This is a genomic window from Mycolicibacterium helvum, from assembly GCF_010731895.1.
GTDB classification, from domain to species: Bacteria; Actinomycetota; Actinomycetes; order Mycobacteriales; family Mycobacteriaceae; genus Mycobacterium; species Mycobacterium helvum.
This window is the reverse complement of record NZ_AP022596.1, coordinates 37,155-63,134: the sequence shown is the minus strand read 5'-3', so window position 1 is coordinate 63,134 and position 25,980 is coordinate 37,155. Positions and strand designations below refer to the sequence as shown.

General features: G+C 65.2%; 18 protein-coding genes and 1 tRNA gene. 9 read left to right on the top strand and 10 right to left on the bottom strand.

Annotated features, from left to right (window positions below; all coding sequences use genetic code 11):
- The first annotated feature begins 194 nt into the window (after nucleotides 1-194).
- From G6N38_RS00300 to G6N38_RS00285, 4 genes are all read left to right on the top strand, one after another.
- On the top strand, nucleotides 195-665 hold the full coding sequence (locus tag G6N38_RS00300) for a hypothetical protein (RefSeq protein WP_163745728.1): 471 nt from the start codon (nucleotides 195-197) through the stop codon (nucleotides 663-665).
- A gap of 217 nt (nucleotides 666-882) precedes the next feature.
- Nucleotides 883-959, top strand: a tRNA-Ile gene (locus G6N38_RS00295).
- Nucleotides 960-1,036: 77 nt separating this feature from the next.
- Nucleotides 1,037-2,182, top strand: a complete 1,146-nt coding sequence (locus tag G6N38_RS00290; protein ID WP_163745727.1) for a zinc-binding dehydrogenase — start codon at nucleotides 1,037-1,039, stop codon at nucleotides 2,180-2,182.
- 123 nt (nucleotides 2,183-2,305) lie between these two features.
- Nucleotides 2,306-2,956: a hypothetical protein gene (locus tag G6N38_RS00285; RefSeq protein ID WP_163745726.1), complete on the top strand. Its 651-nt coding sequence runs from the start codon at nucleotides 2,306-2,308 to the stop codon at nucleotides 2,954-2,956.
- Between the two features lie 193 nt (nucleotides 2,957-3,149).
- On the opposite strand, the gene G6N38_RS00280 is transcribed toward G6N38_RS00285, so the two are convergent.
- The 4 genes from G6N38_RS00280 to G6N38_RS00265 all read right to left on the bottom strand — a co-directional run bounded on the left by G6N38_RS00280 (nucleotide 3,150) and on the right by G6N38_RS00265 (nucleotide 9,851).
- Entirely contained in the window at nucleotides 3,150-4,118 is a 969-nt protein-coding gene (locus tag G6N38_RS00280; protein WP_163751709.1) for an acyl-ACP desaturase, read from the bottom strand.
- A 192-nt stretch (nucleotides 4,119-4,310) separates the two neighbouring features.
- Nucleotides 4,311-7,682, bottom strand: a complete 3,372-nt coding sequence (locus G6N38_RS00275; RefSeq protein ID WP_163745725.1) for an ATP-binding protein — start codon at nucleotides 7,680-7,682, stop codon at nucleotides 4,311-4,313.
- Entirely contained in the window at nucleotides 7,675-8,370 is a 696-nt protein-coding gene (locus tag G6N38_RS00270; RefSeq protein ID WP_163745724.1) for a DUF4194 domain-containing protein, read from the bottom strand. The genes G6N38_RS00275 and G6N38_RS00270 overlap by 8 nt, the downstream gene beginning before the upstream one ends.
- On the bottom strand, nucleotides 8,367-9,851 hold the full coding sequence (locus G6N38_RS00265) for a DUF3375 domain-containing protein (RefSeq protein WP_163745723.1): 1,485 nt from the start codon (nucleotides 9,849-9,851) through the stop codon (nucleotides 8,367-8,369). The genes G6N38_RS00270 and G6N38_RS00265 overlap by 4 nt, the downstream gene beginning before the upstream one ends.
- A 914-nt stretch (nucleotides 9,852-10,765) precedes the next feature.
- On the opposite strand from G6N38_RS00265, the gene G6N38_RS00260 reads away from it, so the two are divergent.
- Nucleotides 10,766-12,502, top strand: coding sequence for an exosporium protein (locus tag G6N38_RS00260; protein ID WP_163745722.1), 1,737 nt, complete (start codon nucleotides 10,766-10,768; stop codon nucleotides 12,500-12,502).
- Nucleotides 12,503-12,610: 108 nt separating this feature from the next.
- The gene (purU, locus tag G6N38_RS00255) at nucleotides 12,611-13,537 is read left to right on the top strand and encodes a formyltetrahydrofolate deformylase (RefSeq protein ID WP_163745721.1); all 927 of its coding nucleotides are present in this window, start codon (nucleotides 12,611-12,613) and stop codon (nucleotides 13,535-13,537) included.
- A 27-nt stretch (nucleotides 13,538-13,564) separates the two neighbouring features.
- Here purU and G6N38_RS00250 read toward each other — a convergent pair whose 3' ends face one another.
- The 3 genes from G6N38_RS00250 to G6N38_RS00240 all read right to left on the bottom strand — a co-directional run bounded on the left by G6N38_RS00250 (nucleotide 13,565) and on the right by G6N38_RS00240 (nucleotide 19,205).
- Complete coding sequence (locus G6N38_RS00250; protein ID WP_163745720.1) at nucleotides 13,565-16,426, bottom strand: MMPL/RND family transporter; 2,862 nt, start codon at nucleotides 16,424-16,426, stop codon at nucleotides 13,565-13,567.
- Nucleotides 16,427-16,516: 90 nt separating this feature from the next.
- Nucleotides 16,517-18,292: a family 2A encapsulin nanocompartment cargo protein cysteine desulfurase gene (locus G6N38_RS00245; RefSeq protein WP_163745719.1), complete on the bottom strand. Its 1,776-nt coding sequence runs from the start codon at nucleotides 18,290-18,292 to the stop codon at nucleotides 16,517-16,519.
- Nucleotides 18,279-19,205, bottom strand: coding sequence for a family 2A encapsulin nanocompartment shell protein (locus tag G6N38_RS00240; RefSeq protein WP_163745718.1), 927 nt, complete (start codon nucleotides 19,203-19,205; stop codon nucleotides 18,279-18,281). Before G6N38_RS00240 ends, G6N38_RS00245 begins: the two co-directional genes overlap by 14 nt.
- Before the next feature lie 286 nt (nucleotides 19,206-19,491).
- Between G6N38_RS00240 and G6N38_RS00235 the strand changes: the two genes are divergently transcribed.
- Complete coding sequence (locus G6N38_RS00235; RefSeq protein ID WP_163745717.1) at nucleotides 19,492-20,754, top strand: thioester domain-containing protein; 1,263 nt, start codon at nucleotides 19,492-19,494, stop codon at nucleotides 20,752-20,754.
- Nucleotides 20,755-20,768: 14 nt separating this feature from the next.
- Here G6N38_RS00235 and G6N38_RS00230 read toward each other — a convergent pair whose 3' ends face one another.
- Genes G6N38_RS00230 through G6N38_RS00220 form a run of 3 tightly spaced genes read right to left on the bottom strand, consistent with a single transcriptional unit; the run spans nucleotide 20,769 to nucleotide 23,462 of the window.
- Nucleotides 20,769-21,599, bottom strand: a complete 831-nt coding sequence (locus tag G6N38_RS00230) for an ABC transporter ATP-binding protein (protein WP_163745716.1) — start codon at nucleotides 21,597-21,599, stop codon at nucleotides 20,769-20,771.
- On the bottom strand, nucleotides 21,583-22,617 hold the full coding sequence (locus tag G6N38_RS00225) for a taurine ABC transporter substrate-binding protein (protein ID WP_163745715.1): 1,035 nt from the start codon (nucleotides 22,615-22,617) through the stop codon (nucleotides 21,583-21,585). The genes G6N38_RS00230 and G6N38_RS00225 overlap by 17 nt, the downstream gene beginning before the upstream one ends.
- On the bottom strand, nucleotides 22,614-23,462 hold the full coding sequence (locus G6N38_RS00220; RefSeq protein WP_163745714.1) for an ABC transporter permease: 849 nt from the start codon (nucleotides 23,460-23,462) through the stop codon (nucleotides 22,614-22,616). The genes G6N38_RS00225 and G6N38_RS00220 overlap by 4 nt, the downstream gene beginning before the upstream one ends.
- Nucleotides 23,463-23,633: 171 nt before the next feature.
- On the opposite strand from G6N38_RS00220, the gene G6N38_RS00215 reads away from it, so the two are divergent.
- A complete protein-coding gene (locus G6N38_RS00215; RefSeq protein ID WP_163745713.1) occupies nucleotides 23,634-24,953 on the top strand; it encodes a glutamine synthetase family protein in 1,320 nt (439 codons plus the stop codon).
- On the top strand, nucleotides 24,950-25,978 hold the full coding sequence (locus G6N38_RS00210) for an LLM class flavin-dependent oxidoreductase (RefSeq protein ID WP_163745712.1): 1,029 nt from the start codon (nucleotides 24,950-24,952) through the stop codon (nucleotides 25,976-25,978). Before G6N38_RS00215 ends, G6N38_RS00210 begins: the two co-directional genes overlap by 4 nt.
- Nucleotides 25,979-25,980: the final 2 nt, after the last annotated feature.

The following is a 25,980-nucleotide window of genomic DNA, read 5'->3' as shown; positions in this document are numbered from 1 at the left end:
CGAATCGAAAAGCTGACCGTCGGAACGGTAACAGGGGAAACTGCGCTCCTGGCTACAGGGCTCGTTGAGCAGGAAGACGATGCCGGAGCCCGGTGCAACCTGGTCGGCCCATCGCTGTCGTTGTGGGACATCCGGCAATTCTGGGGACGCGTCAAGGACAGTTGGGACGACTACCAGAGCGGCGACGATCCGAGGTGGATCTGGCGGTTCTGGTGGAAGAGGTATCGCAGATGAACGACGAAAAAGAACTGCGCACATCCATCGCATCGCACCTGCTCGGGCGCGAAGACGCGTGGGAAATCGGCGATAATCTGGCTCCATTCTTACTGGAGCACTACGACATTCGGCCGAAAGGCCACATCAATGCTGAGCTGGTACTCGGTGTCATCAGCAGTTCGCCGTCCAACTTCCGGCTGACTGAATCGCTTGCGCACGACTTCGACACGTCGTACGAGACGATGGGCAAAATTCTCGACCGCCTATGGCATGAAGGCAAGGTCAGGCATCCGGTCGGATGGGAACGCCATATCTACTACAAGGGTCGCAACGAGTCGACCTGGTGGCGGGTCACCGCAGACGGCTACACCTGGGGCGAGAGGCTGCGCAAAGTGTTCGCCTTCGTTTCGATGCGCTCAATCAGCGACGGAATGTCAGGAGAGCCCTAGCAATGGGATTCAAGGCAAGCCTGGTGATCTGCAACGACGGATTTAATCAACCGGAGAAGTCCCCAGCCAACCCGACCTGTTCGATGACGACCTCGCCCCTTCCGCTGCGGCGTTGAGCAAGGCGAGAGATGCAACACCGGTATCCTACCGGTATCGAGATTCGGGGAGGTACGTAGGAAGTTAGCTGGGACCTGCATGCGTGCAGGTAAACCTACAGGGGGCGGTAGCTCAGTCGGTTAGAGCCGTGGACTCATAATCCATTGGTCGCGGGTTCGAGCCCCGCCCGCCCTACCAATGCGGAAATTTTTGGTCCGGTGTCTTGAGTTCGTATGGTTTGAGCATCAGCCACAACCAGGAACGAGGCGCCGCCCATGGCCGCAGATCTGCCTGAAAAAGCCCTCGAGCTGCGCTCGTTGGTCACGTCAGCTGGCACGCTCGAACTGTCGCTACACGAGGTTGACGTGCCAAAGCCAGCCGACAACGAGGTACTGGTGCGGGTCGAGGCCTCGCCGATCAACCCGTCCGACCTGGGCCTCCTGGTAGCCGGTGCGGACATGACAACGGCGACGGTGACGGGCACGCCGGAGCGTCCTGTCGTTACCGCGCCACTCGGTGACGGTGCCCTGAAAGCGTTTGCGGCGCGGCTCGACAAATCACTCCAGGTGGGCAACGAAGGCGCGGGCACCGTGGTGGCTGCCGGGTCGTCTCCGGCGGCCCAGGCTCTGCTCGGAAAGACGGTGGGGATTGCCGGGGGCGCGATGTACTCGCAGTACCGAGCAGCCGACGCTGGCATGTGTTTGGTCTTGCCCGAAGGCGCCACGGCCCGGGAAGGGGCATCGTCGTTCGTCAACCCATTGACGGCGCTCGGTATGGCGGAAACGATGCGCCGCGAAGGACATTCAGCCCTGGTGCACACCGCGGCCGCGTCCAACCTCGGGCAAATGCTGGTCAAGCTCTGCCAGAACGACGGCATACCGCTGGTCAATATCGTGCGCAAGCCCGACCAAGAAGCGCTCCTCAAGTCGCTCGGGGCCACACATGTCCTCAACTCGACATCGCCGTCGTTCGCCACCGACCTCGTCGACGCTCTGAAAGAGACCAAAGCGACACTGGCGTTCGACGCGACGGGCGGTGGAACGCTGGCCAGCCAGATCCTCAATGGCATGGAAGATGCTGCCAACGCCACGGCATCGGAGTACTCCCGCTACGGATCGAACGTCCATAAACAGGTCTATATCTACGGTGCACTCGACACCAGTCCAACGATTCTCACCAGGAACTTCGGCATGGCGTGGGGCGTCGGTGGCTGGCTGCTGACGCCGTTCCTGGCAGGCGCCGGAGCCGAGACCATCGGCCGGTTGCGCGCTCGGGTGGCCGCGGAACTCACCACGACATTCGCCAGCAGCTATACCCGGGAGGTGTCGCTGGCCGGCATGCTGCAGCCGGATGCGTTCAACGACTATGTCAAGCGGGCGACGGGGGAGAAATTCCTCGTGACTCCGCAAGCGGTTGCCTAACCCGTCATCGCCGGTAGGTGGCAGGATTGCAACGAATCTGTGAAACAAAGCGAGCTGGCCACCTCGTCGTTTAGGCTGCACCTGGCGCTCCACAGGGGGGTGGCCAGATGGGAGCGCGCCGTTATGAGTCCTGTACGCACGCGAGGAATCGTCCGAGTCACGGCGGCGGCCGTCGCCCTGGGATTGGTCGTAGCCGGCTGCGGTAAGGATGAGGAAAAGTCGTCCTCAACGTCGACAAGCACCTCGACATCGACGTCGACGTCCACCTCGACATCGACCACCACCAGCGCTGCGGCAGCGCCCGCGGGCGAGCACAACTACGAGTCGCTGCTGATCAAGGCCTCAGCCATTCCTGAGATTGGGGCACCGTGGGTCGGCGATACGCCGAAGACCACCCTTGATCCCGCGCCGCCGGACGTCACCCAGACCTTCACGTCCGGGACCAATGCCATCAACGTGTCGATCATCATCGCCGACGACGCCGCGCAGGCCGCGACGGCACTCACCGGCGCCGCGAACAGCGTTCCGTCCCAGGTGACCGGTACCGCGGTGCCGCTGCCTGCGGTCAGCCCCGACGCGACCGTCACCATCGGAACGTCACCCGACGGCAAGTCCGCGATGGCGGCGCTGCTGTTCACCGTCGACCGCACCGTCGCGGTGATCGTGTTCGGTAGCGGACCCGGCGACCTCAACCCGGTCCCGCAGGACTACACCGAGACCGTCGGTAAGGCCCAGGTTGCTGCGATCCAGGCAGCCCTGCCCGACCTGAAGTAATCGCTTGCGCTGAGGCCGGGGGTGTTGAGCCCCCGGCCTTTTCGCGTCTAGAGGCCGGTTGCGGCGGCCCAGTCGAGCTTGAAGCGTTGAGTAGCGCTGCAGCCGCAGCGAGTGTGCATCTCGATCCGCTCGCGCCGGCGTGTTGCGTGCGAAACCGCACACTCACAGCGGGCGTGCGAAGCTACCGGCTCGTTCAGGTTGCCTGCAGTTCCCTCTTCTTCGCCTCGCGGGCCAGCAGGCGGTCGCGCTGTTCCTCGAACTTGACGACTTCGGCCTGCAGTTTCGTCAAATACACGGCGAGTTGTTCGCGGCGTTTCTCACCGGCGGCGCTGAAGTCAGTGCGTTCGAATATCTGCCACTTACGCAGCGTCGGGGTCACCACTTCTTCGAGATGCTGACGAGGATCGTAGATACCGTGCTTGGCCATTAACACGCCGTTGCGGCGGAAGTCGGGCATTCCCCGGCCGGGCATCCGGAAGTTCTCCACAACGGCGGCAACGGCGTCTATGGCCTGATCGGGTACGAGGTCGAGCGCGGCGCCGCACACGTTCCGGTAGAAGATCATGTGCAAGTTCTCGTCGGCCGCGATGCGGGCAAGCATCCGGTCGGCGACGGGATCGGTACACACTTTTCCGGTATTGCGATGGCTGACCCGGGTGGCGAGCTCCTGAAAAGACACGTAGGCAATCGACAGCAGGAAGTCCGTCTTGTGCTGCGCTTCTTCCTCAGCGGTCGCGCCGAAACCGGTCGTCATGTGCGCCATCCGGGCCCGCTCCAGTGCGACCGGATCGACTCCGCGGGTGACGACGAGGTAGTCGCGCAGCACGATGCTGTGCCGAGCCTCCTCAGCCGTCCACCGACCCACCCATGTTCCCCATGCGCTGTCGAGCGAAAAATACTGCGCCGCCTCGCGGTGATACGAGGGCAAATTGTCCTCGGTCAGGAGGTTGGTGATCATGGCCGCTTTCGCAATCTCACTGAGTTGCGACTGCTCGGGCGACCAGTCCTGGCCACCCATCGCCGCGAAGTTGCGGCCAAGATCCCACGGCACGTAATCATGCGGATGCCACTCGGTGGCCACCGACAGATGGCGATTGAGGTTGTCCTCCGCGACGTGGTGTAGCTCGTTGAGCAATTCACCATCCGCCAACTGCCGCGATATCACACGCCTCACCCCCTGTTTGACCAGCTGGGGCAAGTCGCCCGCGCGCCACATCCTATCCGGACGGCAAATGAGGTCACGACACCTGGGACCGACTGCGCGTGTTGCGCAGCCTCATCTTCACCTCCGGCAACATGCCACCTGCGGCAAATTTCCGTCTCACCGATTCGGCGGATGCCGGGAAATCGACGATCACACCCCCGCAGGCACTCGCTCCCGAGCCGCCGAACTGCGCATCTCGGCCCGCAACGTGGTGAAGTCGGAGATCGTCTTGGCCGCCACAGTAGCCACCGGGCGGGCGTTGCGGCTGGTGGCTTCGGTCTTCGACACCATGATGACGCTGTCGATATAGGGCTGAATCGTGGTGGCGTTCTGCACGGTGGCCACGATGACGAGCTGGAAGCCGAACTTCCGGAACGCCTGCAGCGCCTGCTGGGCGAACTGCGGGTCCGACTTGGAGAACGCCTCGTCGAGCATCAACTGCGCGAAAACCGGCTTGTTGTCAGAACTGTCGGGGCTGGCCAGGTTGAAGCTCAAGGCGCCTGCGAGGCAGAACGCCATCAGCTTCTCCTGCTCGCCGCCGGAGTTGTCGCCGGCATTGCTGTGCGTGCGGATCAGCTCCTCGGTGCGGACGTCCCATTCGGCGCAGTCGAAGGTGAACCGGTTGCGGACATCCAGTGCGTCACGCGTCCAGGCCTTGTCCTCCGGTGCGGTCGACGCCAGCCGGTTGCGCAACCGCAAAATGTCGGCGTACTGATCCAGGATCGCCTGCTTGTCGCCGAGTCCGACTTCGGCGATGCGCCGGGAGATGGCCCGGACGATCTCGGTCAGTTCGGCGACCGCGGTCAGACTGCGGGGAGTGGCGCGCAGGGTCAGCCGGGTGCCGTTGTTGAACTCGACGGCACCTAGCCCGGTGTTGACCCGGTCGATCTGCTCGCTGATCCGCCGTGTCTCCTGCTCGGCGACTCGGTGCAGTGTCAGGATGGCGTCGGGTGCCTGCTCGGTGACCAGGCGCATCATCCGCTCGTAGGCCTCGGGCAGCTCGCGCTCGTCGATGTGCCGACACAGGGCGACGTAGTCGTGCACCCGCTCGTCGAACACATCGCTGTCGTTGGGGATCGCGTCGGGAAACGCGGTATCGAACGTGTTGAGGATACGGGCCAGCTCATCGTAGGAGCGCCTGCGGCTTTCACGCAGCTGCTCGCGCTCCCGGCGGATCGCGTTGAATACCGCCTCGCGGTGCGGCTCGGGGTTGAGTACCTCCAACGACACCGGCACGTCGGCGGCGTACCGATTCAGCAGCTCGGTCAGCGGCTCCGACACGAACACCGGTGCCAGCCGGTCCTGCAATTCGAGCAGTTGCGTGCGCCTGCCATCCAGATCGTCGCGGCGAGTCTGGATGGCGCCGCGCCGGGTCATCAGCGTCTGGATTTGCTCCCACACCTCGTCGGCGCGGGCGTTGAGCGCCTCGATGTCGGGATTGTCGGCCAACAGCAGTTCGTACTGCTCACGCAGCCGGTCGGCATGCCCGTCGGCGGTGTCGATGTCGACCTGATTCCACTGCGGGAACTGATCGCAGATCGCCTTGCACGCAGCCGACCGATCCCGCCACTGTTGCCGTTGCGCAGCGATCTCATCGGCAGCACGCCGCGCCTGCTGGTAGGCCTCTTCGGCATTGGCCAGATCGACGGTCAGCGCGTCGATCTTGGCAGCGACCTCACCCTGGAAGATGTAGTCGGACTGCCGCAGCGGCCGCCGGTCATCCTTGATGGCCAGCCGGTCGGAGTCCTTGTACAGGCCGGCATCGGTCACTGCGCGCCGGAAGCGGGCGAACACATCCGGGGTGTCCACGCAGATGTGATCGCCAGCCGCGGCGATGACGTCGGCGGCCTCGGCGGCGCACGGGTGGGTCGGGTCGACGACGAACAGCTTGCCGGCCAAGGTATTCGGCTCGGCTTCGACAGGATCGGCGCCGACCAGTGCGGCGCGGACGTGATGCAATTGCAGCCGTCCACCCATGTTGGTCTCGTTCACGAACCGCAGCACCGCGGAATACTGTTCGTCGGGCACCAGCAGCCGCAAGCCCACGCCGCGCAGCACCTTCTCCACCGCAACCCGCCAGCGGCTCTGGTCGGGCCGCAGGTCCATCAGCTCGGCGATATAGGGCAGCTCGCTGGGGTCGACGCCGACCGCGGAGCAAATGTGTTCGCGCATGGTGATCGCGAACTCGGGCAGTGCCGAGCCGACGTGCTCGACGCGCTTGAGCTCCTTGGCCGCGTCATCGCGGGCGATCCGCGCCGCCTTCTGCGCGTACTCGGCGTCGGTCGACGCCTCACGGCCCCGGTCCAGCTTGGCCAGCAGCTCGGTGACTCCGGTGGCGAGTTCCTCACGCAGGTTCCAGAATTCGTCGGCGCTGTTGGGAATGTCGATGTCCTGCGCGTTCAGCATTGTTTCGTAGGCGGCGCGCCGGCGCGATACCTGCTCGGCTTGTGCCTCGGCACCGGCCACCTGGGATTGCAGTGGCCCCAGGTTGGCACTGGACCCGCTGATCTGCGCGTTGAGGGAATCCCCTTCAGCTTTAGCGAGATTGAGCTGGCGGGTGACGTCCTCGTATTCGTTGCCGAGCTGGTCGATGGTGGCGTCCAGCGACTGGATCTGCGGGGCGCACTGCGCCAGCCGGACATGGTCGGTGTAGGCCCGCACCATCGGCGGGTCCACCAGGTCGATGATGCCCAGGTCGGAGGACTCCGAGGCGTAGCGCTGCTGGATCTTCTCGATATCGCCGAGGATCTTGCGCTTGCGCTGCGCGACGGCCAGCAGCTCGCGGGCCTCCACCAGTGGGTCGATCTGCTTGAGCGCCTCGGGCAGGCGGGTCAGACTGCTCGGCTCGTCGAGCATGAACTCCCGAACGAACTGTTCCAGTCCGCCAACGCTTTTCAACGACTTGGCTTTACCCAGCAGCTGCTGGGCCGCGTCGGAGGCGCGGATGCCGATGGTGGCGTAGAGCTGGGCGAGGTATTGCGATTCGACCTTGGTAGAGAACCGCCACTCGTCGTCCTTGAACACCCCGGAGTCGAACCGCCCGGCCGCCCAGCGGTTGCAGACGTCCTCGATATCGCGGTCGCCGTCGGCCAACACGAACCGGCTCGAGGAGTCCGAGCGCGACTCGCCAGTCAGCCATTTCAGCACCAGGCCGGTGACCGTCCGCCCGGTGTTGCTGGTGTAGCTGACGGCGATGGCCGACCAGGCGGTGCCGTCCCCCCGCAGATACATCACCTTGCTGGTGCCACCGTCGCTGCGCTGCCCCCACGCCCCGCGCACGTACTTGTCGACGGTGCGCCGGCCCGCGCTGGACCCGGCGGCGGTGTTGTCACCGGAGGCGTTGAAGTTACGCCGGTTGAACGGCAGGAAGCCGAGCGAAATCGCATCGAGCAGTGAGGATTTGCCGCTCCCGGAGGCGCCGGCGATCAGCGCGCCGCCTTCGCTGAACGGGATGTCGTGATACCCGTCGAACACACCCCAGTTGATGACCTGCAGCCGAGACAGGTGGAACTGTTCAGCCATCCTGGCCGGCCTCCTGGTCGTCACGCTCCGGTGCGGCACCGCCGGACAGCAGCAGTTCGAACTGCTGCTGCAACTCGGCGATCACCGATGCGGTCATCACGGCGTTGATCACCGGGCTGACGGTGTAGCTGTCTTCGTCGTCGCGCGTCTTGCGCAAGATCTCCAACCCGGCCAGACGCGCGATGGCCGCATCGATGCGCGCGGTGAAGGTGACGGTGTCGCGGTCGACGTCATTGAGTACCCCGGAGAACAGGCCGTGTACCTCCTCGCGGCTGATCAGTACGGCCTGCCCACCGGTTGCACGCGTCATCTGTGCCAGGTGCAGGGCCAGGATGGAGTCGTAAGTGCCCAGTGGCTCGCGACGCAAAAGCTTTGCGCCCCTGGCAGATTCGTACCGGGCCTGCTCGATGAACGCGATGTCGGTGCCTTCCACGATGCGCAGCATCAGGTCGAGTTCGGACAGTCGCACCGACAACTGCGCGCGATATTCGAGCACCCAGCTGTAGAGGTCTTGATCGGCCTCGGCGCTGATGTAGCGGCGGGTCAGCAGCTGCTGTAATGCCCAGCAGGCCCGGTCGGGCAGCTCGCTGACATCGCCGTCGAAGCGCGGCCGGCGCTGGTGCGGCGTGCGGGCGGTCTGGTCGACCTGGGGGAGTGAGGAGAAGTCGATATCGGCGTCGGTTGTCATGCGCTGGCTCCCAACAGGCTGGAGATCGGTTCGGTGAACACCAGGTGTGGAACCTCCATCTCGCGGTCGCGTCCGTCCAGCGACTGGAACCGCACGGTGACCGACTCCTGTGCAGCTGTGTCTGTTTGTGATGGTTGTTTGAGCGCCCAGGACCACAACACGATGACATGACCCAGATATGCCGCATCGAGCATCTCCACCGCGTCCGGCAGGGATAGTCGCCCGCCGGCGTCGATCGCGGTGTTGATCATCTCCGACATCGCGGGCGCGTCGACCTGGGTGGTCAGCGCCGCGAAGCTGGACAGGTCAAGTTCGCCCTCTGCTGCCTGGGCCGGCTTCGGGTTGGACAGGTCACCGATCCGGAAGCTCAGTGCGCCAACCGAACTGATGGCGTGCCGGGCCAGGGGGAGTTCGATATCGAGTCGGGAGTCGGTGAGCGAGCTCTTCAGCAGACCACGAGCGGCGCCGATCGCGTCATTGAGCTGACGGGCCACGCCGCGGCTCTGCTCCAGGGTCCCGAACGCGGTGAACCGCTTGACCCGCTGGGCGCAGCGCTGCTGGATGCGTTCCACCTCGTCGATCTGCTGGCCGACGAGTTCGAAGAAGCCGGCCATCACCTTGCGCAGCGCCGGGTCCAGGGCGGGCAGTGCCTGGGCGACCGCGGCGACGTCGGCCTCGAACTCGGCGCGCTGGTCGGGATCGTTGATCATCCGCAGGAAGGCGCGGTGGCTGTCGCGGCCCTGGGAGTCCCATGCGGCCTGATAGTCGGCGTACATCTGACGCTGTCGGTCGCGATACTCCAGATTGCTGTCGATCGGATCGTCCAGGGCGGCGGTGGCCCGCTCGATCATCGTGCCGTACTGGCCGATGTCGGTGATCAAGCGTTCCATCTGCAGGGCGATGGCGCGGGCTTCGTCGTACATGTCGGTCATGTCGACGTCCACGGAGCGGTCGGCGAGCTCCTCACCCCGCTCCAGTGCGTCGAGTTCGGCCTGTAGCGCGGCGATCTCGGCCTGGATACCGGCGCGGATCCGGACCGGGTCGTTGCCCACTCGCAGGGCGATCTGCTTGAGTCGGGCAGCGATCCCGTTGATCGAGCCGCCGGTGGCGATGGTGTCCTGGCGGCGCAGTCCGCGCAGGAAGTCCAGGGCGCGACGCGCGTCTTGCGTCAGATAGCAGAGGTTGCGTTCGACCCCGGTGCGCTGGTCGGCGACCCGGTGCAACCAGCCCTGGCTGGCCCAGCTCTTGATCAATCCCAGGCCGGACTGTTCGCCGCCGGGGCGGCCGAGTTCCTCGAGGTCGCGTTCGAGGCGCACCACGAGGTCGGTTTCAGGGACTACGCCGCCGCTGAGGTGGCGCTCCATCAGGGTGGCGTAACCGCCCAGATTGAGTGCGGCCAGCAGCCGGATCGTGGGGGACCCCTGGATGTCGCGATTGATTTCGAGAAGGTCAGCGGCCGACAAGGTGGTGTCGTCGTCCACGCCGTTTCCCCCTCGATGTAGTTGGTCGGACGCTCCAAGATAGGCCACCGCGCCGACATCGGACGGCCCCGTCCGCGGGTGTCGGGTGTGTGATGAAAAAGGTCCACCCCAGGGGCCCCAGGAGTCCGTATGTGCCTCTCTGGTCACACGCGGCGGGACGGTCAAAGAGGGCCGCCTGCGTGGGCGTGTCTGCCGCGGTGTGGGGCTTGATTCGTTTGCTGCAGTTGGTGAATCGGCAGGGGTCAAGCGACCTCCAAAAGGCCGTAATCGTCACTCGCGCCGGTCATTCGAGTTTTGAGCCGCTAATCAGCGCATGTTCGTCTACATGATTTGCCAGTAGATTTCTATATGAGAGTTGACACATCTGGGGGTGGAGCCTAGGGTTGGCATTAATCAGGTTTTTGAGGATCGAATTAGATCAGCTGATGCTAGGAAATCGCGCAGCTCACAAAGGATCTCCAATGACGGCCCAAAAGCCATCAAGCGAATTCGGGTATTTCGCGCCAACGCCCGCCCCACGACAGTCGTGGTCGCAGCTCTAGTCTTGTTCCTCATCTCGACGCCGGTCGTGAGTATGCCTGCCGTATCTGCAGCATAAAGCCGGTGATCGGCTCCGCTACGCCCTGCCTTGATGTGGTGTGCGTACCGCGTGATCGGAAACTATTTCAACAGTAATTTGGGTCAGCTGGGGGCTGGCCTGTTCACGCTTTGCGTTTGAATTCTATTCAATACGTGAAGAACGTCCAATGGTGGTGTTCTTCCGGGGGGAGCTCGCCCAAAACAATGCGGAACTGGGAATTCCGAATCCACGATACATCCATTTATCTGGCCTGAATAAGGCTCAAAGATCAGTAACTCGAATCAGGAGCAAGACCATGAGAAAATACATCTATCCTTGTGCAACGGGAATTGCGATGGCAGGTGCGGGCGTTGCGTTGGCCTTCGGGGCCGGCGCCGCGCAGGCCGCGCCTGCGCTTGCCCCACCCCTGTCACCAGCGGTTAGCGCTGAGTCCACGACTGGCCTCCAGTGCCTCATGGTGGGATCCGGGTGTTCGGCCAGTAGCGCACTCGAGGCCAACGCCTCTGCGTTCACCCTGAACTCGCCTACCCCGAACATGCTGGCCGCCGCGGTATTCAGCCCAGGTGGTGTGAACGAGCCGCTGTATGGCCTCATTGGACTCGCCGGACAGATCCCGATCGTGAATATTTTCATCGCCAACGGCACCAATGGCGCAGCAGGCTCGGGCGCCAATGGCGGCAATGCCGGTCTGTTGATCGGCTATGGCGGCGTCGGTGGCTCCGGGACGGCAGGCCTGGCCGGCGGTAACGGCGGCAACGGCGGACTGTTCTTCGGCAGTGGCGGCGGCGGCGGTGCCGGCGGTACCAGTGCAGCAGGGGGCAACGGTGGAAATGCCGGTTCTTTGGCCCTGTTCGGTCACGGCGGTAGTGGCGGGACCGGCGGCAACGGCACGCTCGGTACCGCAGGCGGCGCAGGGAGCGGCACGGCTGCGAACGGGGTGACGGGCACTGCGGGTACCACCGCGGGCACGACAGGGCTGAACGGTGTGAACCCGACCCCTAGTGGTGATCCCGGGGTGGAAGGCCAGGCCGGTGCAACCAACCCTGTCACCGGTGGCAACGGCACAGCCGGTACTGACGGCAATGGCGGCGGAGCTGGCGGTGCCGGCGGCGCCGCGGATGGAGCGGCACCAGTGACGACCGGAGGTGCGGGCGCCAGTGGCGGCACCGGCACCGCGGGTTCCAATGGTGGCGCCGGTGGCGCCGGTGGCGAAACGACCAACACGCAGGCCGGGGGAGTAGCCAACGGGGGTAACGGTGCCAACGGCGGCAACGGCGGAACCGGTAACACCAACGGTGGCGCCGGCGGTGCCGGTGGCGCCGCGAGCAGTACCACGGGGGTCGGTACTGGCGGAACCGGAGGCAATGGCGGCAACGGTGGAACCGGTGCTTCAGGCCAGGCTGGCGGAACCGGCAGTGCTGGCGGAACCGGTACCAACGGTGCCAACGCCACCAACGCCGGTGGCAACGGCACTGCGGGTGGACCCGCCGGTGCCGGTGGCAACGGCGGTACCGGCGGCCTCCTCGGTAGCGGCGGTGCGGCTGGCAACGGCGGCACTGGCGGTACCGGCGGGACCGGCGGTGCAGGCCAGGCCGGCGGTAACGGCGGCGCAGGCGGAACCGGTGCTGCAGGCGGGACCGGCGGAGCCGGTGACGCTGGCGGTAACGGCGGCGTCGGCGGCGACGGCGGAGCTGGCACAGGTGCTGGCGGAACCGGCGTCGGCGGTATCGGTGGAACCGGTGGCTCGGGCGCGACAGGCGGCGCGGGTGGCAGTGGTGGCACCGGCGGTACGGGTGGAACCGGCGGCACGGGTGGTACCGGTGCTGCAGGCGGGACCGGCGGAGCCGGCGGAACCGGCGCTACAGCTGGAACCCCGGGTCGTGGCGGGCTATTCGGCCGCACCGGTCATACTGGCACGGCTGGCAGCAGCGGCACCACCGGCAACACGGGGGCGACCGGAGCGAACGGAGCCAACGGTACGACCGGCAACACCGGTGCGACCGGCAACACCGGCGCTAGCGGCGCCAACGGCACCAACGGCGCCCACGGCGCCCACGGCGCATCGTCATAACCGGCTCGGCAGTGCCCCGATAAGGGACCATTGCTGATCGGACGCTCGGGGCGTCGGCTACCGCCGGCGCCCCGAGTGCGCGTCAACTAGTGAAGGAGGCAGCGGCACATGGTGCTTCGGAACGGTGCGGCGACGCCGATCAATCGAACGCACCCCCAGGTGCTTCCGGGGGCTGCGCCGAATCAGGATATCGGCCGGTTGCTACTGCACTGCGCTGATCGGCCCGGACTGGTGGCTGCCGTCAGCGCCTTCCTTGCGCAAGCCGGAGCCAACATCGTGTCGCTGGATCAGCATTCAACGCAGCAGTCCGGCGGAACATTCATGCAGCGCACGATCTTTCACCTACCTGGCTTGTCCGCTGCGCGCGACGCTTTGGAACGAGACTTCACCGAGCAGGTGGCCTCGCAGTTCAATATGGAGTTCAAGCTCACCGAGGCCGCGCGGCCCAAACGGGTGGCGATCATGGCGTCAACGGCTGACCACTGCCTTCTGGACCTGCTCTGGCGCAACCGCCGCGGTGAGCTGGACATGTCGATTGTCATGGTGATCTCCAATCACCCCGACCTAGCCGATCAGGTGCGCCCATTCGGCGTCCCGTTCATGCATGTGCCCGCTACCAAAGACATTCGGGCGCATGCCGAACAGCGTCAACTCGAGATGTTGCGCGGCAACGTTGATCTTGTGGTGCTGGCTCGCTACATGCAGATCGTCTCGCCGCACTTCCTCGCTGAGATCGGTTGTCCTCTGATCAACATTCATCATTCTTTCCTCCCCGCGTTCGTCGGCGCCGCGCCGTATCGCCGCGCGAAGGAGCGTGGCGTCAAGCTCGTCGGGGCGACAGCACACTATGTGACCGAAGCGCTCGACGAAGGACCCATCATCGAACAGGACGTCGTGCGAGTGGACCACCGCCACGAGGTCGGCGATCTGGCCCGCCTTGGTGCGGATGTCGAACGCGCGGTGCTGTCACGTGCGGTGCTGTGGCACTGTCAGGACCGCATTATCCGAAACGGCAATCAGACGATCGTCTTCTGAAGAAGGACAGGCCCGCTCGCGGGAGAGCTATCTGAGCAACTTGCCGTGCGGTCGCGTGGATAGCGGCTTGGGCCGCACGATTTGGGGCCACCAGAACCATGGCCCCATGAGTGCGGCGATCGCCGGCGTCATGAACGCCCGCACCACCAGGGTGTCGAACAGCAGGCCGAGCCCGATTGTCGTCCCGACCTGGGCAACCACCACCATGGTGCTGACTGACATCGAGATCATGGTGAACGCGAACACCAGGCCTGCCGCCGTCACCACCGAACCGCTGCCGCCCATTGCGCGGATGATGCCGGTGTTGATGCCGGCCGGTATCTCTTCCTTCATCCTGGCGACCAGGAGCAGGTTGTAGTCGGCACCCACCGCCAACAAGATGATGACCGCCATCGCCATCACCATGAATTGCAGTTCGATGCCCAAGATGTGCTGCCAGAGCAGCACTGACAGCCCGAACGACGCCCCGAGCGAGAGCACCACGGTGCCGACGATCACGGCGGCGGCGATGATGGCACGAGTGATGATGAGCATGATGATGAAGATCAGCGACAATGCGGCCACGCCCGCGATGAGCAGGTCGTACTTGTTGCCTTCCTGCATGTCCTTGAAGGCCGAGGCCGTGCCGCCCAGGTAGACCTTGGAGCCTTCCAGGGGCGTGCCCTTGATGGCTTCAAAGACGGCGGCCTTGATCGCATCGATGCGATTGATCCCGTCGGCCGACAGCGGGTCTTCCTCGTGGGAGATGATGAAGCGGATCGCGTGGCCGTTGGGGGAGATGAAGTTCTTTATGCCGCGCTTGAACTCGTCGTTGTCGAAGATCTCCGGCGGCAAGTAGAACGTGTCGTCGTTGAACGAATCATTGAATGCCGTGCCCATTGCGGCCTGGTTCTCGCTGAGCGCAGCCTGCTGATCCTGCTGGCTGGCCTGGGTGGCCTGCTGGGTCAGCATCATGATTCGCATCCGCTTCATCGACTCGATCGTCGGGCGCATCAGCGAAACCATTTGTGGCATCAGGGCATCCAGGCGATGCATGTCCGGTAGTAGTTCCTGGATGTCGTCGACCATGGTGTCGACGCCGTCCAGCGTGTCGAACACCGACCGGGTCGACCAGCACAGCGGAATGTCGTAGCAGTGCGGTTCCCAGTACAGGTAATTGCGGATCGGGCGGAAGAAGTCGTCGAAATCAGAGATGTGGTTGCGCAGGTCGGCGATGTCCACATACATCTCGTCCATCTTGGTCACCATGCCGTGCATGGTGCCGCTCATTCTCTCCATCAAGCCGATCATCTGCGTCATCGTGTTGATGGTCTTCTGCATGTCCTCGCCCTGAACCAGCATGTCGGCCATGCGGTCCTGCAGGTAGGAGCGGTTCATGGTCTGCCCGGTGCCACCCATGCTGATCTGGGCCGGAATCGTGCTGTACTTCAACGGCTTCCCGGCGGGACGGGTGATCGACTGCACCCTTCCGATACCGGGAACCTTGGCGATGGCCTTGCTGATCCGCTCGATCACCAGGAAGTCCGCCGAATTACGGACGTCCTGATCGGTCTCGACCAACAGCATTTCGGGGTTCATCCGGGCGATCGGGAAGTGTCGCTCCGCCGCCGCGAAGCCCTCGTTGGCGGGCAAGTCAGCCGGCAGGTACTTGCGGTCGTTGTAGTTCGGTTGATAGCCCGGCAGTGTGATCAGGCCGACCAAGGCGACCAGAATTGTCGCGAGCAGCACGCCGGCGGGCCAGCGCACCACAAGCGCGCCAAGCTTGCGCCAGAACCGAATCCGCATCGCGCGCTTGGGCTCCAGCAGTCCGAAGCGGCTGGCCACCGTGACGATCGCGGCGCCCAGCGTCAACGCGGAGATCACCGCGACCACCATGCCGACGGCGAGCGGTACGCCCAGCGACTTGAAATACGGCAACCGGGTGAACGACAGGCAGAATGTCGCGCCGGCGATCGTCATACCCGAGGCCAGCACCACATGAGCGGTGCCGTGGTACATCGTGTAGTAGGCCTGTTCTTTGTCTTCCCCGATCGATCTGGCCTCCTGATATCGCCCGATCAGGAAGATCGCATAGTCCGTCGTCGCAGCTATCGCCAATGTCACGAGCAGCTGCGTCGCGAACGGGGAAAGGCCGATCAGGTTGTGATATCCCAGGAATGCCACCGCGCCGCGGGTCACCGATAGACCCAGGATCAGCATCACCAGAACGAGCACCACCGTCATGACCGACCGGTAGAAGAACAACAGCATGACGAGGATGACACCGATGGTGGTGAGCTCGATGATCCGGATGCTCTTGTCGCCGGCAATCTGCTGGTCGGCCTGCAGCGCGGGACCGCCGGTCACGAAGACCTTGACACCCGGCGGCGGCGACAGCCCCTTGACGATCTTCTGAACCGCTTCGACCGAATCGTTGCCGAGCGTCTCACCCATGTTCCCGGCCAGCGCGACCTGCACGTAGACGGCTTTGGCGTCGGCGCTCAGCGCACCGGCCTCGGTGAGCGGATCACCCCAGAAGTCCTGGATGTGCTGCACGTGCGTGGTGTCGGCACGTAGCTCGGCAATCATGTCGTTGTAGAAGTGGTGCGCGGCGTCGCCCAGGGGCTGGTCGCCCTCAAGGACGATCATCGCCGAGCTGTCCGAGTCGGATTCTTCGAAAACCTTGCCCGACCGCATCATCGCGATCACCGACGGCGCGTCCTTGGGGGACATCGAGACCGCGCGTAACCTGCCGACTTCATCCAGCTGCGGGACGACGGTGTTCAAGACGACGATCAGGCCGACCCAGCCGAGGATGATCGGCACCGCCAGCCGCCGGATCCACTTGGCCAGACCCGGCCGATGTGGGTGTTCAGCAGAGACCACGCGCTCTTCGGTCGGGGCGCTCACCAGGCCCAAGTCCTCCCCGTTACGGCAATTACTTAGACAGTCATACCAGACGGCCGGGGGTGCGTGTGAGTTAGGTAACCCGGTTCTCCTCTAACCGCTGTTCGCACCACCTTCGGCGATTCGGCGCACCGCGTCCAGGAAGACGTCGATCTCGTCGAAGGTGTTGTAGAACGCGAACGACGGGCGAACCGTGGTCTCCACGCCCATCCGCCGCAGGATCGGCTGGGCGCAGTGGTGCCCGGCCCGGACCGCGATTCCCTCGGCGTTGAGCGCCTTGCCGACCTCGAGCGGTTCATGGCCGGCCAGCACGAAGGACAGCACGCTGGCCTTCTCGTCGGCGGTGCCGATCAGGCGCACCCCGTCGATGGCGGCCAGCCGGGGCGTGGCGTACTCGAGCAGCGCATGCTCGTAGGCGGCGATCCGGTCGATGCCCACCCGCTCGACATAGCGAATGGCTTCACCGAGGCCGACGGCGTCGGCGATATTGCCGGTGCCGGCCTCGAACTTGTTGGGCGAACCCTGATACAGCGAGCGCTCGATGGTGACGTCGGCGATCATATTGCCACCGCCCTGCCACGGCGGGGTTTCGGCCAGCGCCTCCTCGGTGCCGTAGAGCACCCCGATCCCGGTGGGGCCGAAGATCTTGTGCCCGGAGAACACGAAGAAATCCGCCCCGGTCTTGCTGACGTCGATCGGGATGTGGGGGATCGATTGGGCGCCGTCGATGAGTACCCGGGCACCGTAGCGATGGCCGAGTTCGACGATCTTGTCCACCGGCGTGACTGTGCCCAGTGCATTGGAAACCTGGGTTGCGGCAACCAGTTTGGTTCGCGGGCCGAGCAGGTCCTCGAATTCGCTGAGCAACAGATTGCCCGCATCGTCCACCGGTGCCACCTTGAGCACGGCCCCGGTCTTCTGCGAAATAATCTGCCACGGAACGATATTGGCGTGGTGTTCCAGGTTGGTGATGACGATCTCGTCGCCGGGGCTCAGGTGTTTGCCACCCCAGGAGTAGGCCACCAGATTGATCGCCTCGGTGGTGCCGCGCACGAAGATGATCTCTTCGGTCTTGGCCGCGCCGATGAACCGCCGAACGGCTTCGCGGGCCTCTTCGTAGGCATCGGTGGCCCGGGCCGCCAATTCGTGTGCGGCGCGGTGGATATTGGAATTCTCGTGCGCGTAGAAGTACGCCAGACGATCGATCACCGCCTGCGGCTTCTGGGTGGTGGCGGCGTTGTCGAACCAGATCAGCGGTTTGCCGTTGACGGTCTCGCGCAGGATCGGGAAATCGGCACGGATCGCGTTGACATCGAAGATCTCGTGACGATCCGGGATCTGCGGTACCGGCTCGGATAGTGCCGGTGCGCCGGAGACGAAGTAATAATTCGCTTCGTCACCGCTGGGTGCGAGAGTGTGCAACGCAATGTCCGGGATGACAGGAACTCCCGTCGGCCACCCCGGGGTCGAACCGCGCGGTGCCACCGGTGCGCTCGGCGCCGAGCCGGCCAAGACTCCCGGCAGAGTTGGCACGATCCCGCTGGGAACGGCGAATCCCGGCACCGCTTGCGGTGGAACCGGTTCGGGCCCGGGTGAACTCGGCGGTGGGGGCAGTGTCACCCCGGGGGCGTGCGTCAGTACCGCGGGCGGAACCACCGGTGAACCTCCCGCGGCGGCCGCGCCATAGGACGCCGCGGCCGTCGTGTCGGGGACGTTGCCGCGTGGGGCCGGCGGAGCCGTCTGCGGGGGACTGTCGTTACCGGGCCGGAAGCTGGCGGCAAACAGCTGGTTGGCCAGCGCCGTCAGTTCGGCCTCGCTGATCGGAAGCTCGCCCTCGGCGTCTACCGACCGGTACTCACTTGTACTCATGGAACTGGTCCACCGCAGCACCGTCGAGCACGGCCAGCGCATCATCGGTCAGCACAGCCAGTGACGAGTACTGGGTCACCAGGTAGGAGGCGATCCCGGAACGGTTGATACCGGTGAACCGGACGGAAAGCCCGGGGGCCTGCTCGCCGACCAGCCCGGGCTGGAACAACCCGACCACGCCCTGGCGTTCCTCGCCGGTGCGCACCAGGATGAACTTGGTCTTGCCATCCTCGACCGGCACCTTGTCGCTCGGCACGATCGGGATACCACGCCAGGTGATGAACTGGGCGCCGAACAGGTTGATCACCACCGGCGGAACGCCGCGGTAGGTGGCCTCCCGGCCGAATGCCGCCACTCCGAGCGGGTGAGTTAGAAAGAACGCCGGCGTCTTCCACACCTTGGTGATCAGCGCGTCCAGGTCATCCGGGGTGGGTGCCCCGCCCAGGGTTTCGATGGTCTGCTCCGGCGTCACCTGCGACAGCAAGCCGTACTCGGCGTTGTTGATCAGCTCGGATTCCTGGCGTTCCTTGATCGTCTCGATCGTCAGCCGCAGCTGCTGGGCGATCTGGTCATGCGGACTGGAATACAGATCCGACACCCGGGTGTGCACATCGAGCAGCGTCGAGATCGCGCGCAGCGTGAGCTCACGGGGGCTGGTCTGGTAGTCGACGTAGGTCTGCGGCAGCGGATCTTCGACGTTCTCGCCGCCGACTTCGGCATGAATGGCCACCCGCTCGGGGTTCACCACCCGGTTGACCCGGTAGATACCCGCCTCGACCGGGACCCAGCTCAGCAGATGTAGCAGAAACCGGGGGGTGATCGTCTCCAACTGCGGGACGGTCTTGGTGGCATTGGCGAGCTGCCGCGCAGCGGCCGCGCCAAGTGCCTGCGATTCATTCTGAGCCGACGTCATCGAGTCCTCCACTTCTCGGGGTGTGGCCAATCATCGTTCCTTATTGGGCGGCCTGCACAGGTTTGGACGTCACTGTGATGCGAACTCGGTTACGAGTTTGACGGCAGCGTGCCGTATGGTATTGCCATGCAACAGCCCGCATCGCCGCGCTTCGGTTACACGCGCTGCTCTGATGTGCGCTTCTGTTGTTGTTGATTCTTCTGACGCCGTAATTCCTCGCGCTCAGCCCGCCGCCTTCTCGGCGTGATCGTCTGCGCGCTTCGACGTACCCAGAGAGATCAACCCGATGGCATCCCTGTCTTTGTTTGCACCCGCACCCGCGAGAGTCGCCGTCCGAGGTCGGACGCAGCCGGCCCCGGCCAACCTGTCGCGAATGACCCGCTACCGCGGCGGCACTTACTCGCACACCGTCGACACCATCGTGTTCACCGACGGCACGTCCGCGCGCACCGACTTGATCCGTCTCAATCCCAATATCGAGGCGTATTCCCTGGACTTCGGCGGCATCGCGCCCACCCGCCCGTCGCGCTACCGAGCCGACACCTGGTCGGCGGTGCCGCACCTGCGGGCACGTGCCTACGAGGCCGAGGTCGCCTGGATCCTGCGCAATTCGTACCCGGCGATATCGACCACCCAACTCAGCCGTGACCTGCGCGCCGCCGGGCACGCGCTGGGGTCCCGCAACATCAGCGAGCATGAGGCGATAGCCGGCACCCAGGCGGCGATCTGGTACCTGACCAATGGACTGGAGCTGGACAACCGGCCGCTCAACGTCCCGGCCCGCACCACCGAGCGCGCCGGAGAGGTGCGTGTCGAATTCGACGGGGAGCGGCAGCTCGCTGGGTACGCCGCGGACGCCGTGAGCGCGCAAGGTGCAGTGTTGACCCTGCAGAAGTCCCGCGACGGCGTGACGTGGGACGACGTCGCAGCCTCCCGAGTGACGTTGCCGGCCGGCGGCGGCCGGATCAGCAAGTTGCTGGGCGTCGGCGCCACAGTGGGCAGTCGCCGCTACGGACGTCCGGGCGGGGGCTACCGGCACTACCGGCTGATCGTCGAGGGCGATGCCACCCTCACCGACCTGACCTTCCGGCTCGCGGAGTCCGGCCTGTACCGCAACGCCGCCCCGGTCGTCCATCTCTACGATTACCTGCTCGCCGGTGCCCGCGCGGCGCGGCGGGCAGCCGTGGTCCCGTCGGTGGTCGCCTCCGACGCGGTGGTCGAGGCAGGATTGGTCGGTCCATTCCAGTTGATCACCGCCGATGCCGCCACGGTCACGGTTGGCGACGGGCACAGCGTCGTCGACGCCGACGGCACCGCGATCACCACACCGGTCGCGCCGCAGCAGCAGTTCTTCCTGCGGGTGGCGCCAGAAGCCGGGATCACCACGTTGACCGTCGAGATCCCTGGAGATCCACGGGGTTTCGGTGGGCGAGTGGTGACCGGGGTGGCCCGCGACGAGGTCGCCGGGACCTTCACCCCACTGGCTCTGGCTGTTCCCGTCCAGCAGATCGTGGCCTTCGAGATCGAGTGGGCCGGCTCAGATCGCTGAGCGCCGCCGCGGGATCAGACCGCGGCGGCCTTGACGGCCCGGCTGACTTCCTGACGCAGCCGTACGTATTCGGAGCTGCGTCTTAGTTCGTCGGCGTCGACGCCGGTGCGGGGCAGGTCGACGGAAAGGTCGAGGGCGACTTGGCCCGGACGGTGGGTCAGCACCACGATGCGGGATCCGAGGAATGCCGCTTCATCGGCACTGTGGGTGACGAACACGGTGGTCCGTCCCGATTCCGCGCTCACCTCGCGGATGTCTTCCTGCAGGCGCTCCCTGGTCAGCGCGTCCAACGCGGCGAACGGCTCGTCGAGCAGCAGCAGCGAGGTCTCCGGCCGCTCGGACGCCAGCGCCCGCGCGATCGCGACACGCTGCTGCTGCCCACCGCTGATCTCCCAAATCTTGCGGTGCGCAATATCTTCCAGCCCGACTCGGTGCAGAAGCTCGTCGCGCCGCGATGCCCGGTGCTCGCGCGGGGTGCCGGCATACTTCAGGGCCAGTTCCACGTTGCCGCCGACACTGCGCCACGGGAACAGCCGGGGCTGCTGGAACACGACTCCCGCGGTCTGCCCTGGGACCGGCCGACGGCCGGACACCGTGATCTCGCCGTCGCTGGGTGATTCGAATCCCGCGATCAACCGCAGCAATGTGCTCTTGCCGCATCCCGATGCGCCGACCAGAACCAGAAACGAGCCGGGCTCCACATCGAGATCCACCGGCCCCAGCGCCGTCGTCGTGCCGTAACGGTGTTCGACACTTCGGATCTGGATGCCGCCATCCTTGTGTGCCGCGGATGCTGTGGTCGCCGGGGCTGCTTTATCGGATACGGCCTTACTGGGTGATGACATCGGGTAAGCCCTGGGTATAGATCGCGTCTTGGAATGTCTTGAGCGGCGCGGCTACCGGGATCTGCTTCTGGTCGGCGAGGAACTGCGACGCGCTCTGCAGGTTGACGGCGATATTGCCGGGGTTGCCCTGGCTGCCCAGCCACTGCGGCGAGGCCACCTCTTGCGGTGTGAGGTACACGCCCTGCTTGAGCTGTCCCTCGACATCGGCTGGTGACAAACCGATTTCGGCGGCGATGGCCTTGGCTGCCGCGGCCGGATCGCTGTGGATGACCGTCAGCGCCCTGGCCTGCTGCTTGCGCCAGACATCGACGACCTCGGGGTGGTCCTTGGCGAACGAGTTCGCCACCGCGGCCAGATCCAGCGTCGGCTTGCCGTCTTCGGCCAGCTGCCGGCTGGTAATCAGGTCCTTACCGGTCTTGCGCAGCTGGTCCAGTGTCGGCAGCCAGGTGTAGGCGGCCTCGATGTCACCGCGTTCCCAGGCGGCCAGGATCGTCTGAGGCTGCAGGTCGATCAGCTGAACATCGCTGGGCGACAACCCGTTCTGGGCCAGTGCGGCGAGCAGGCTGTAGTGCGCGGTCGAAGCGAACGGGGTGGCCACCCGCTTGCCCCTCAGATCGGCGATCGAGTTGATGCCGCTGCCATTGCGAGCCACGAGCGCCTCATTGTCACCGGCGACGTCGAGCACGAACGCGACGCTGTACGGAATGTTCAGCGGGGCCGACAGTCCACGGGCGACCGGGCTCGAGCCCAGGCTGCCGAAGTCGAGCTCCTTGGCGATGAACGCGGTGTTGACGTCGGCGCCGGAGTCGAACTTGACCCACTTGATGTTGTAGTCCGGCAATGAGTCTTCCAGCCACCGGTTGTTCTTGACGATCAGGTCGCCGCTGGGGAAGGTCTGGTAACCGATCCGCAGTGTCGGCTTGCCCGCCTGCGAATTCGAGTGATCGACCGAGCAGCCGGCCATGCCGATCATGCTGATGGCGGCGGCAGCCACGGCGATGAACTTCCTGCGGTTCATACCTTTCCTCTCCACGGGACGGCGCGACGCTCGACAGCGCGCAGTAGACCGTCGATCACGAGCCCCGAGATACCGATCGCGAAGATGCCGACCAGCACGACGGGGGTGTTGTTGTAATTGCTGGCGTCCTTGACCAGGCCGCCGACACCGGGAATGCCGTTGAACAACTCGGCGGCGACCACCGAGGAGTAGGCCATACCGACGGCGAGCCGGATACCGGTGAACGTCTCCGGGAGGGCCGAGGGAATGACGATGTCGCGCACGACATCACGTCGCGAGGCGCCCAGCGCGCGGGCCGCTTCGACCAGGCTGACCGGCACGGCAACAACGGCTGCGGTGGTGGCCACCGCGGCGGGCGGCAGTGCCGCCAGCGCCAGCAGGGTGACCTTGGGAGCCTCGTCGATGCCGAGCCAGATGACCAGCAGGAAGAAGTATGCCAGCGGGGGCAGCGCCCGCAGGAAGGTCAGCCACGGTTCCAGCACGGTGCGGACCCAGGGGATCGAGCCCATCACCAAGCCGAGCGCCAGGCCGCCGGCGACACCGATGACGACGCCGGCGAACACCCGGCGCAGCGTCATGTACAGGTGCTCCCAGAGCAAATAGCCGGCGTACCCGCGGACGCCATCGTGCGTGGTCGACACGTCGATGAAGGCCCGCCACACCGTGCTCGGGTAGGGGACGAAGGTCTGGTTCCAGATCCCGCTCGCCGCCGCCAGCTGCCAGACGATGAAGAACACCAGCAGCGACAGGAGGGGGAGCCCGATGCGGGACAGCCACCCCGGAAACCTGGTGACGCCAGGCGGGCGGGTCGCACCGCCAGGTGCGACGTCGACGAATACGGACACCGGATTACCTTTGCTTGCTGCTAACCCGCTGTGAATGCCTACGCTCAGCGCGAATCAAACTCTGCGCAGGTGTTTGCGCTCACGCCGACGCTAAACCTTTTTCTCTCGGCGGCAGGCAGGAGAGGGTAATGGCCACCCGTCCCGATTTCTCACGTCCCAGGAGGCCACACCGTGACGCAGGTGCACGATGCCGAGTCCGAGCTGCTGGGGCGCCTGCATGACGGCTCGCTGACCGAGATCGAGGTGGCGTGGAGCGACCCCTTCGGCCACGCCGCCGGAAAACGAATCCCGGCAAAGCAATTCATCGACCGCGCTAAGCACGGATTCGCGTTCTGCGAGGCGGCGCTGGGGTGGAACACCGACGGTACCGTGATCGACGGCCTGCGGCTGACCAACTGGGACGACGGGTATCCCGACGTCCACGCCATCCCCGACTTCTCGACGTACAAACCATTGCCATGGCGCGCCGGTGTGGGCCACGTGATTTCGGACATCGTCCGCCCGGACGGCACGCCGTCGCTGCTCGACCCGCGTGGTGTGCTGCGCCGGGTGATCGCGCGGCTGGGGTCGCTGGGCTTCACCGCGAAGGTGGGCGTTGAGTTCGAGTTCTATCTGCTCCACTCGGACGGCTCACCGATCCAGAACGACATCCACGCCTACTCGTTGGAGAACGCCAACGGCTTGGATCCGTTGATCTCCGATCTGCATGACACCCTCGGCGCATTCACCCGCCTGGAGGGCGTGCAGACCGAGTATGGGCCAGGTCAGGTGGAGACCAATCTGGTGTATACCGATGCGCTGGCCGCCGCCGACGACGGCGCACGATTGAAGTACGCCGCCAAAGAAGTCGCTCGCAAGCACGGCAAGGTGGCCAGTTTCATGCCCAAGCCGTTCTCCGAGCATTCGGGAAGTTCTGCGCACCTGCATATTTCGCTGTGGCGCGGCGACGAACCCGCGTTCGCCCCGGTCGACGGCCAAGAAGGTGAGCTGACCCTGCTCGCCATCGCCGGCCTGCTCGAACACCTGCCGGCGATCACCTTGTTCGGGGCGCACTCGGTCAACGCCTACCGGCGCTACACACCGGACTCGTTCGCCCCCGACACAGTGAACTGGAGCCGGGACAACCGAAGCGCGGCCATCCGGTCGCTGGTGGAGGAGTCGCCGGGGGCGTCCCGTATCGAATTGCGTTCGGGTGCTTCGGATGCCAACCCTTACTGGCTGATCGCCTCGGCGCTCGCCGCTGTGGTCGCGGGCCTGGAAGCCGGCCGCCCGCCGAGCCCCGCCGGAACCGGCAACCTGTACGGCAAGGGTTCACCGCTGCCCGACTCGCTGGGTACCGCGCTGGCACTGACCGAACAGGACGACACGATCCTGGAGATCCTCGGTAGGGATTCGGTGCTCGACTTCGTCTCAATCGCCCGCAGCGAATGGCAGGCCTACACCAGTCACGTCAGTGATTGGGAGCGGCACCGCTACCTGACCACATCATGAGCGGACCACGGTTCGGGGTATGGGCGCCGGTCTACGGCAACCACGGTGCCCGCCTGCACCCCGACGATCTGCCGGACGCCAGCTACCGGCGCACTCGCGATCTGCTTGTGCACGCCGAGAATCGCGGCTTTGACGCGACATTGGTGGCCCAGCACGTCATCCATCCCAGCGATACCGAGAACGACGTGCTGGAGACCTGGTCCACGCTTGCCGCACTGGCCGAGGCGACCGAGCGGATCGAGTTGATCGGAGCGATCAAGCCGCTGCTGTTCAATCCGCTGGTGTTCGCCAAAGTAGCGGCCAACATCGCCGACATCTCCGGTGGCCGGTTATCGATCAATGTGGTCAGCGGCTGGTTCCTGCCCGAACTCGAGGCACTGGGTGTCGATCCGCTGGCCCACGACGACCGCTACGCCTACACCCAGGAGTGGTTGGAGACGGTTCTGGACCTGTGGGACGGTAAGCATGTCGACATCGGCGGCCACGGGGGACAGCACGGGGGACAGCAGGCCCTGGTGCGGCCGGTCCCAAAGAATGTTCCACCGGTGTATGTCGGCGGCGAATCGGAGCCGGGCCGGGCGCTGGGCGCCTCGCACGGCGACGTGTATTTCATCAACGGCAGGCCGCTGGCCGACACCACCGCTCTGATCGAGGACTTGCGGGCCCGGCCCCGCGCCGGTGGCCCGTTGCGATTCGGATTGTCGGCCTTCGTGATTGCGCGTCCCACTGAAGCCGAGGCCAAGGCCGAAGAGGCGCATCTGCAGGCGCTGATCGATGCGGAATCGCGTCCGGAGATTTCCAGCGGCACCGATCCGAATACCGTCATGTACAGGGTGCTCGCCGGGACTGCGCGCATCGGGTCCAACGGCGGCACGCTGGCCGGCCTGGTCGGCAGCTATGAGCAGGTGATCGAGCGGATCGACGCCTTCCACGCGGCCGGCATCGAGTTGTTCATGTTGCAGTTCCAGCCGATCGAGTCCGAACTGGACCGCTTCGCTGACCACATCATCAGCCATTACCGTTGAAA

Bases quoted from the DNA above. Each gene is read 5' to 3' on its own strand.
- G6N38_RS00240 (WP_163745718.1), bottom strand. From the start codon at position 19,205: ATGACGTCGGCTCAGAATGAATCGCAGGCACTTGGCGCGGCCGCTGCG.
- G6N38_RS00270 (WP_163745724.1), bottom strand. From the start codon at position 8,370: ATGACAACCGACGCCGATATCGACTTCTCCTCACTCCCCCAGGTCGAC.
- G6N38_RS00230 (WP_163745716.1), bottom strand. From the start codon at position 21,599: ATGTCATCACCCAGTAAGGCCGTATCCGATAAAGCAGCCCCGGCGACC.
- G6N38_RS00245 (WP_163745719.1), bottom strand. From the start codon at position 18,292: ATGAGTACAAGTGAGTACCGGTCGGTAGACGCCGAGGGCGAGCTTCCG.
- G6N38_RS00235 (WP_163745717.1), top strand. From the start codon at position 19,492: ATGGCATCCCTGTCTTTGTTTGCACCCGCACCCGCGAGAGTCGCCGTC.
- G6N38_RS00285 (WP_163745726.1), top strand. From the start codon at position 2,306: ATGAGTCCTGTACGCACGCGAGGAATCGTCCGAGTCACGGCGGCGGCC.
- G6N38_RS00290 (WP_163745727.1), top strand. From the start codon at position 1,037: ATGGCCGCAGATCTGCCTGAAAAAGCCCTCGAGCTGCGCTCGTTGGTC.
- purU (WP_163745721.1), top strand. From the start codon at position 12,611: ATGGTGCTTCGGAACGGTGCGGCGACGCCGATCAATCGAACGCACCCC.
- G6N38_RS00260 (WP_163745722.1), top strand. From the start codon at position 10,766: ATGGCAGGTGCGGGCGTTGCGTTGGCCTTCGGGGCCGGCGCCGCGCAG.
- G6N38_RS00275 (WP_163745725.1), bottom strand. From the start codon at position 7,682: ATGGCTGAACAGTTCCACCTGTCTCGGCTGCAGGTCATCAACTGGGGT.
- G6N38_RS00225 (WP_163745715.1), bottom strand. From the start codon at position 22,617: ATGAACCGCAGGAAGTTCATCGCCGTGGCTGCCGCCGCCATCAGCATG.
- G6N38_RS00210 (WP_163745712.1), top strand. From the start codon at position 24,950: ATGAGCGGACCACGGTTCGGGGTATGGGCGCCGGTCTACGGCAACCAC.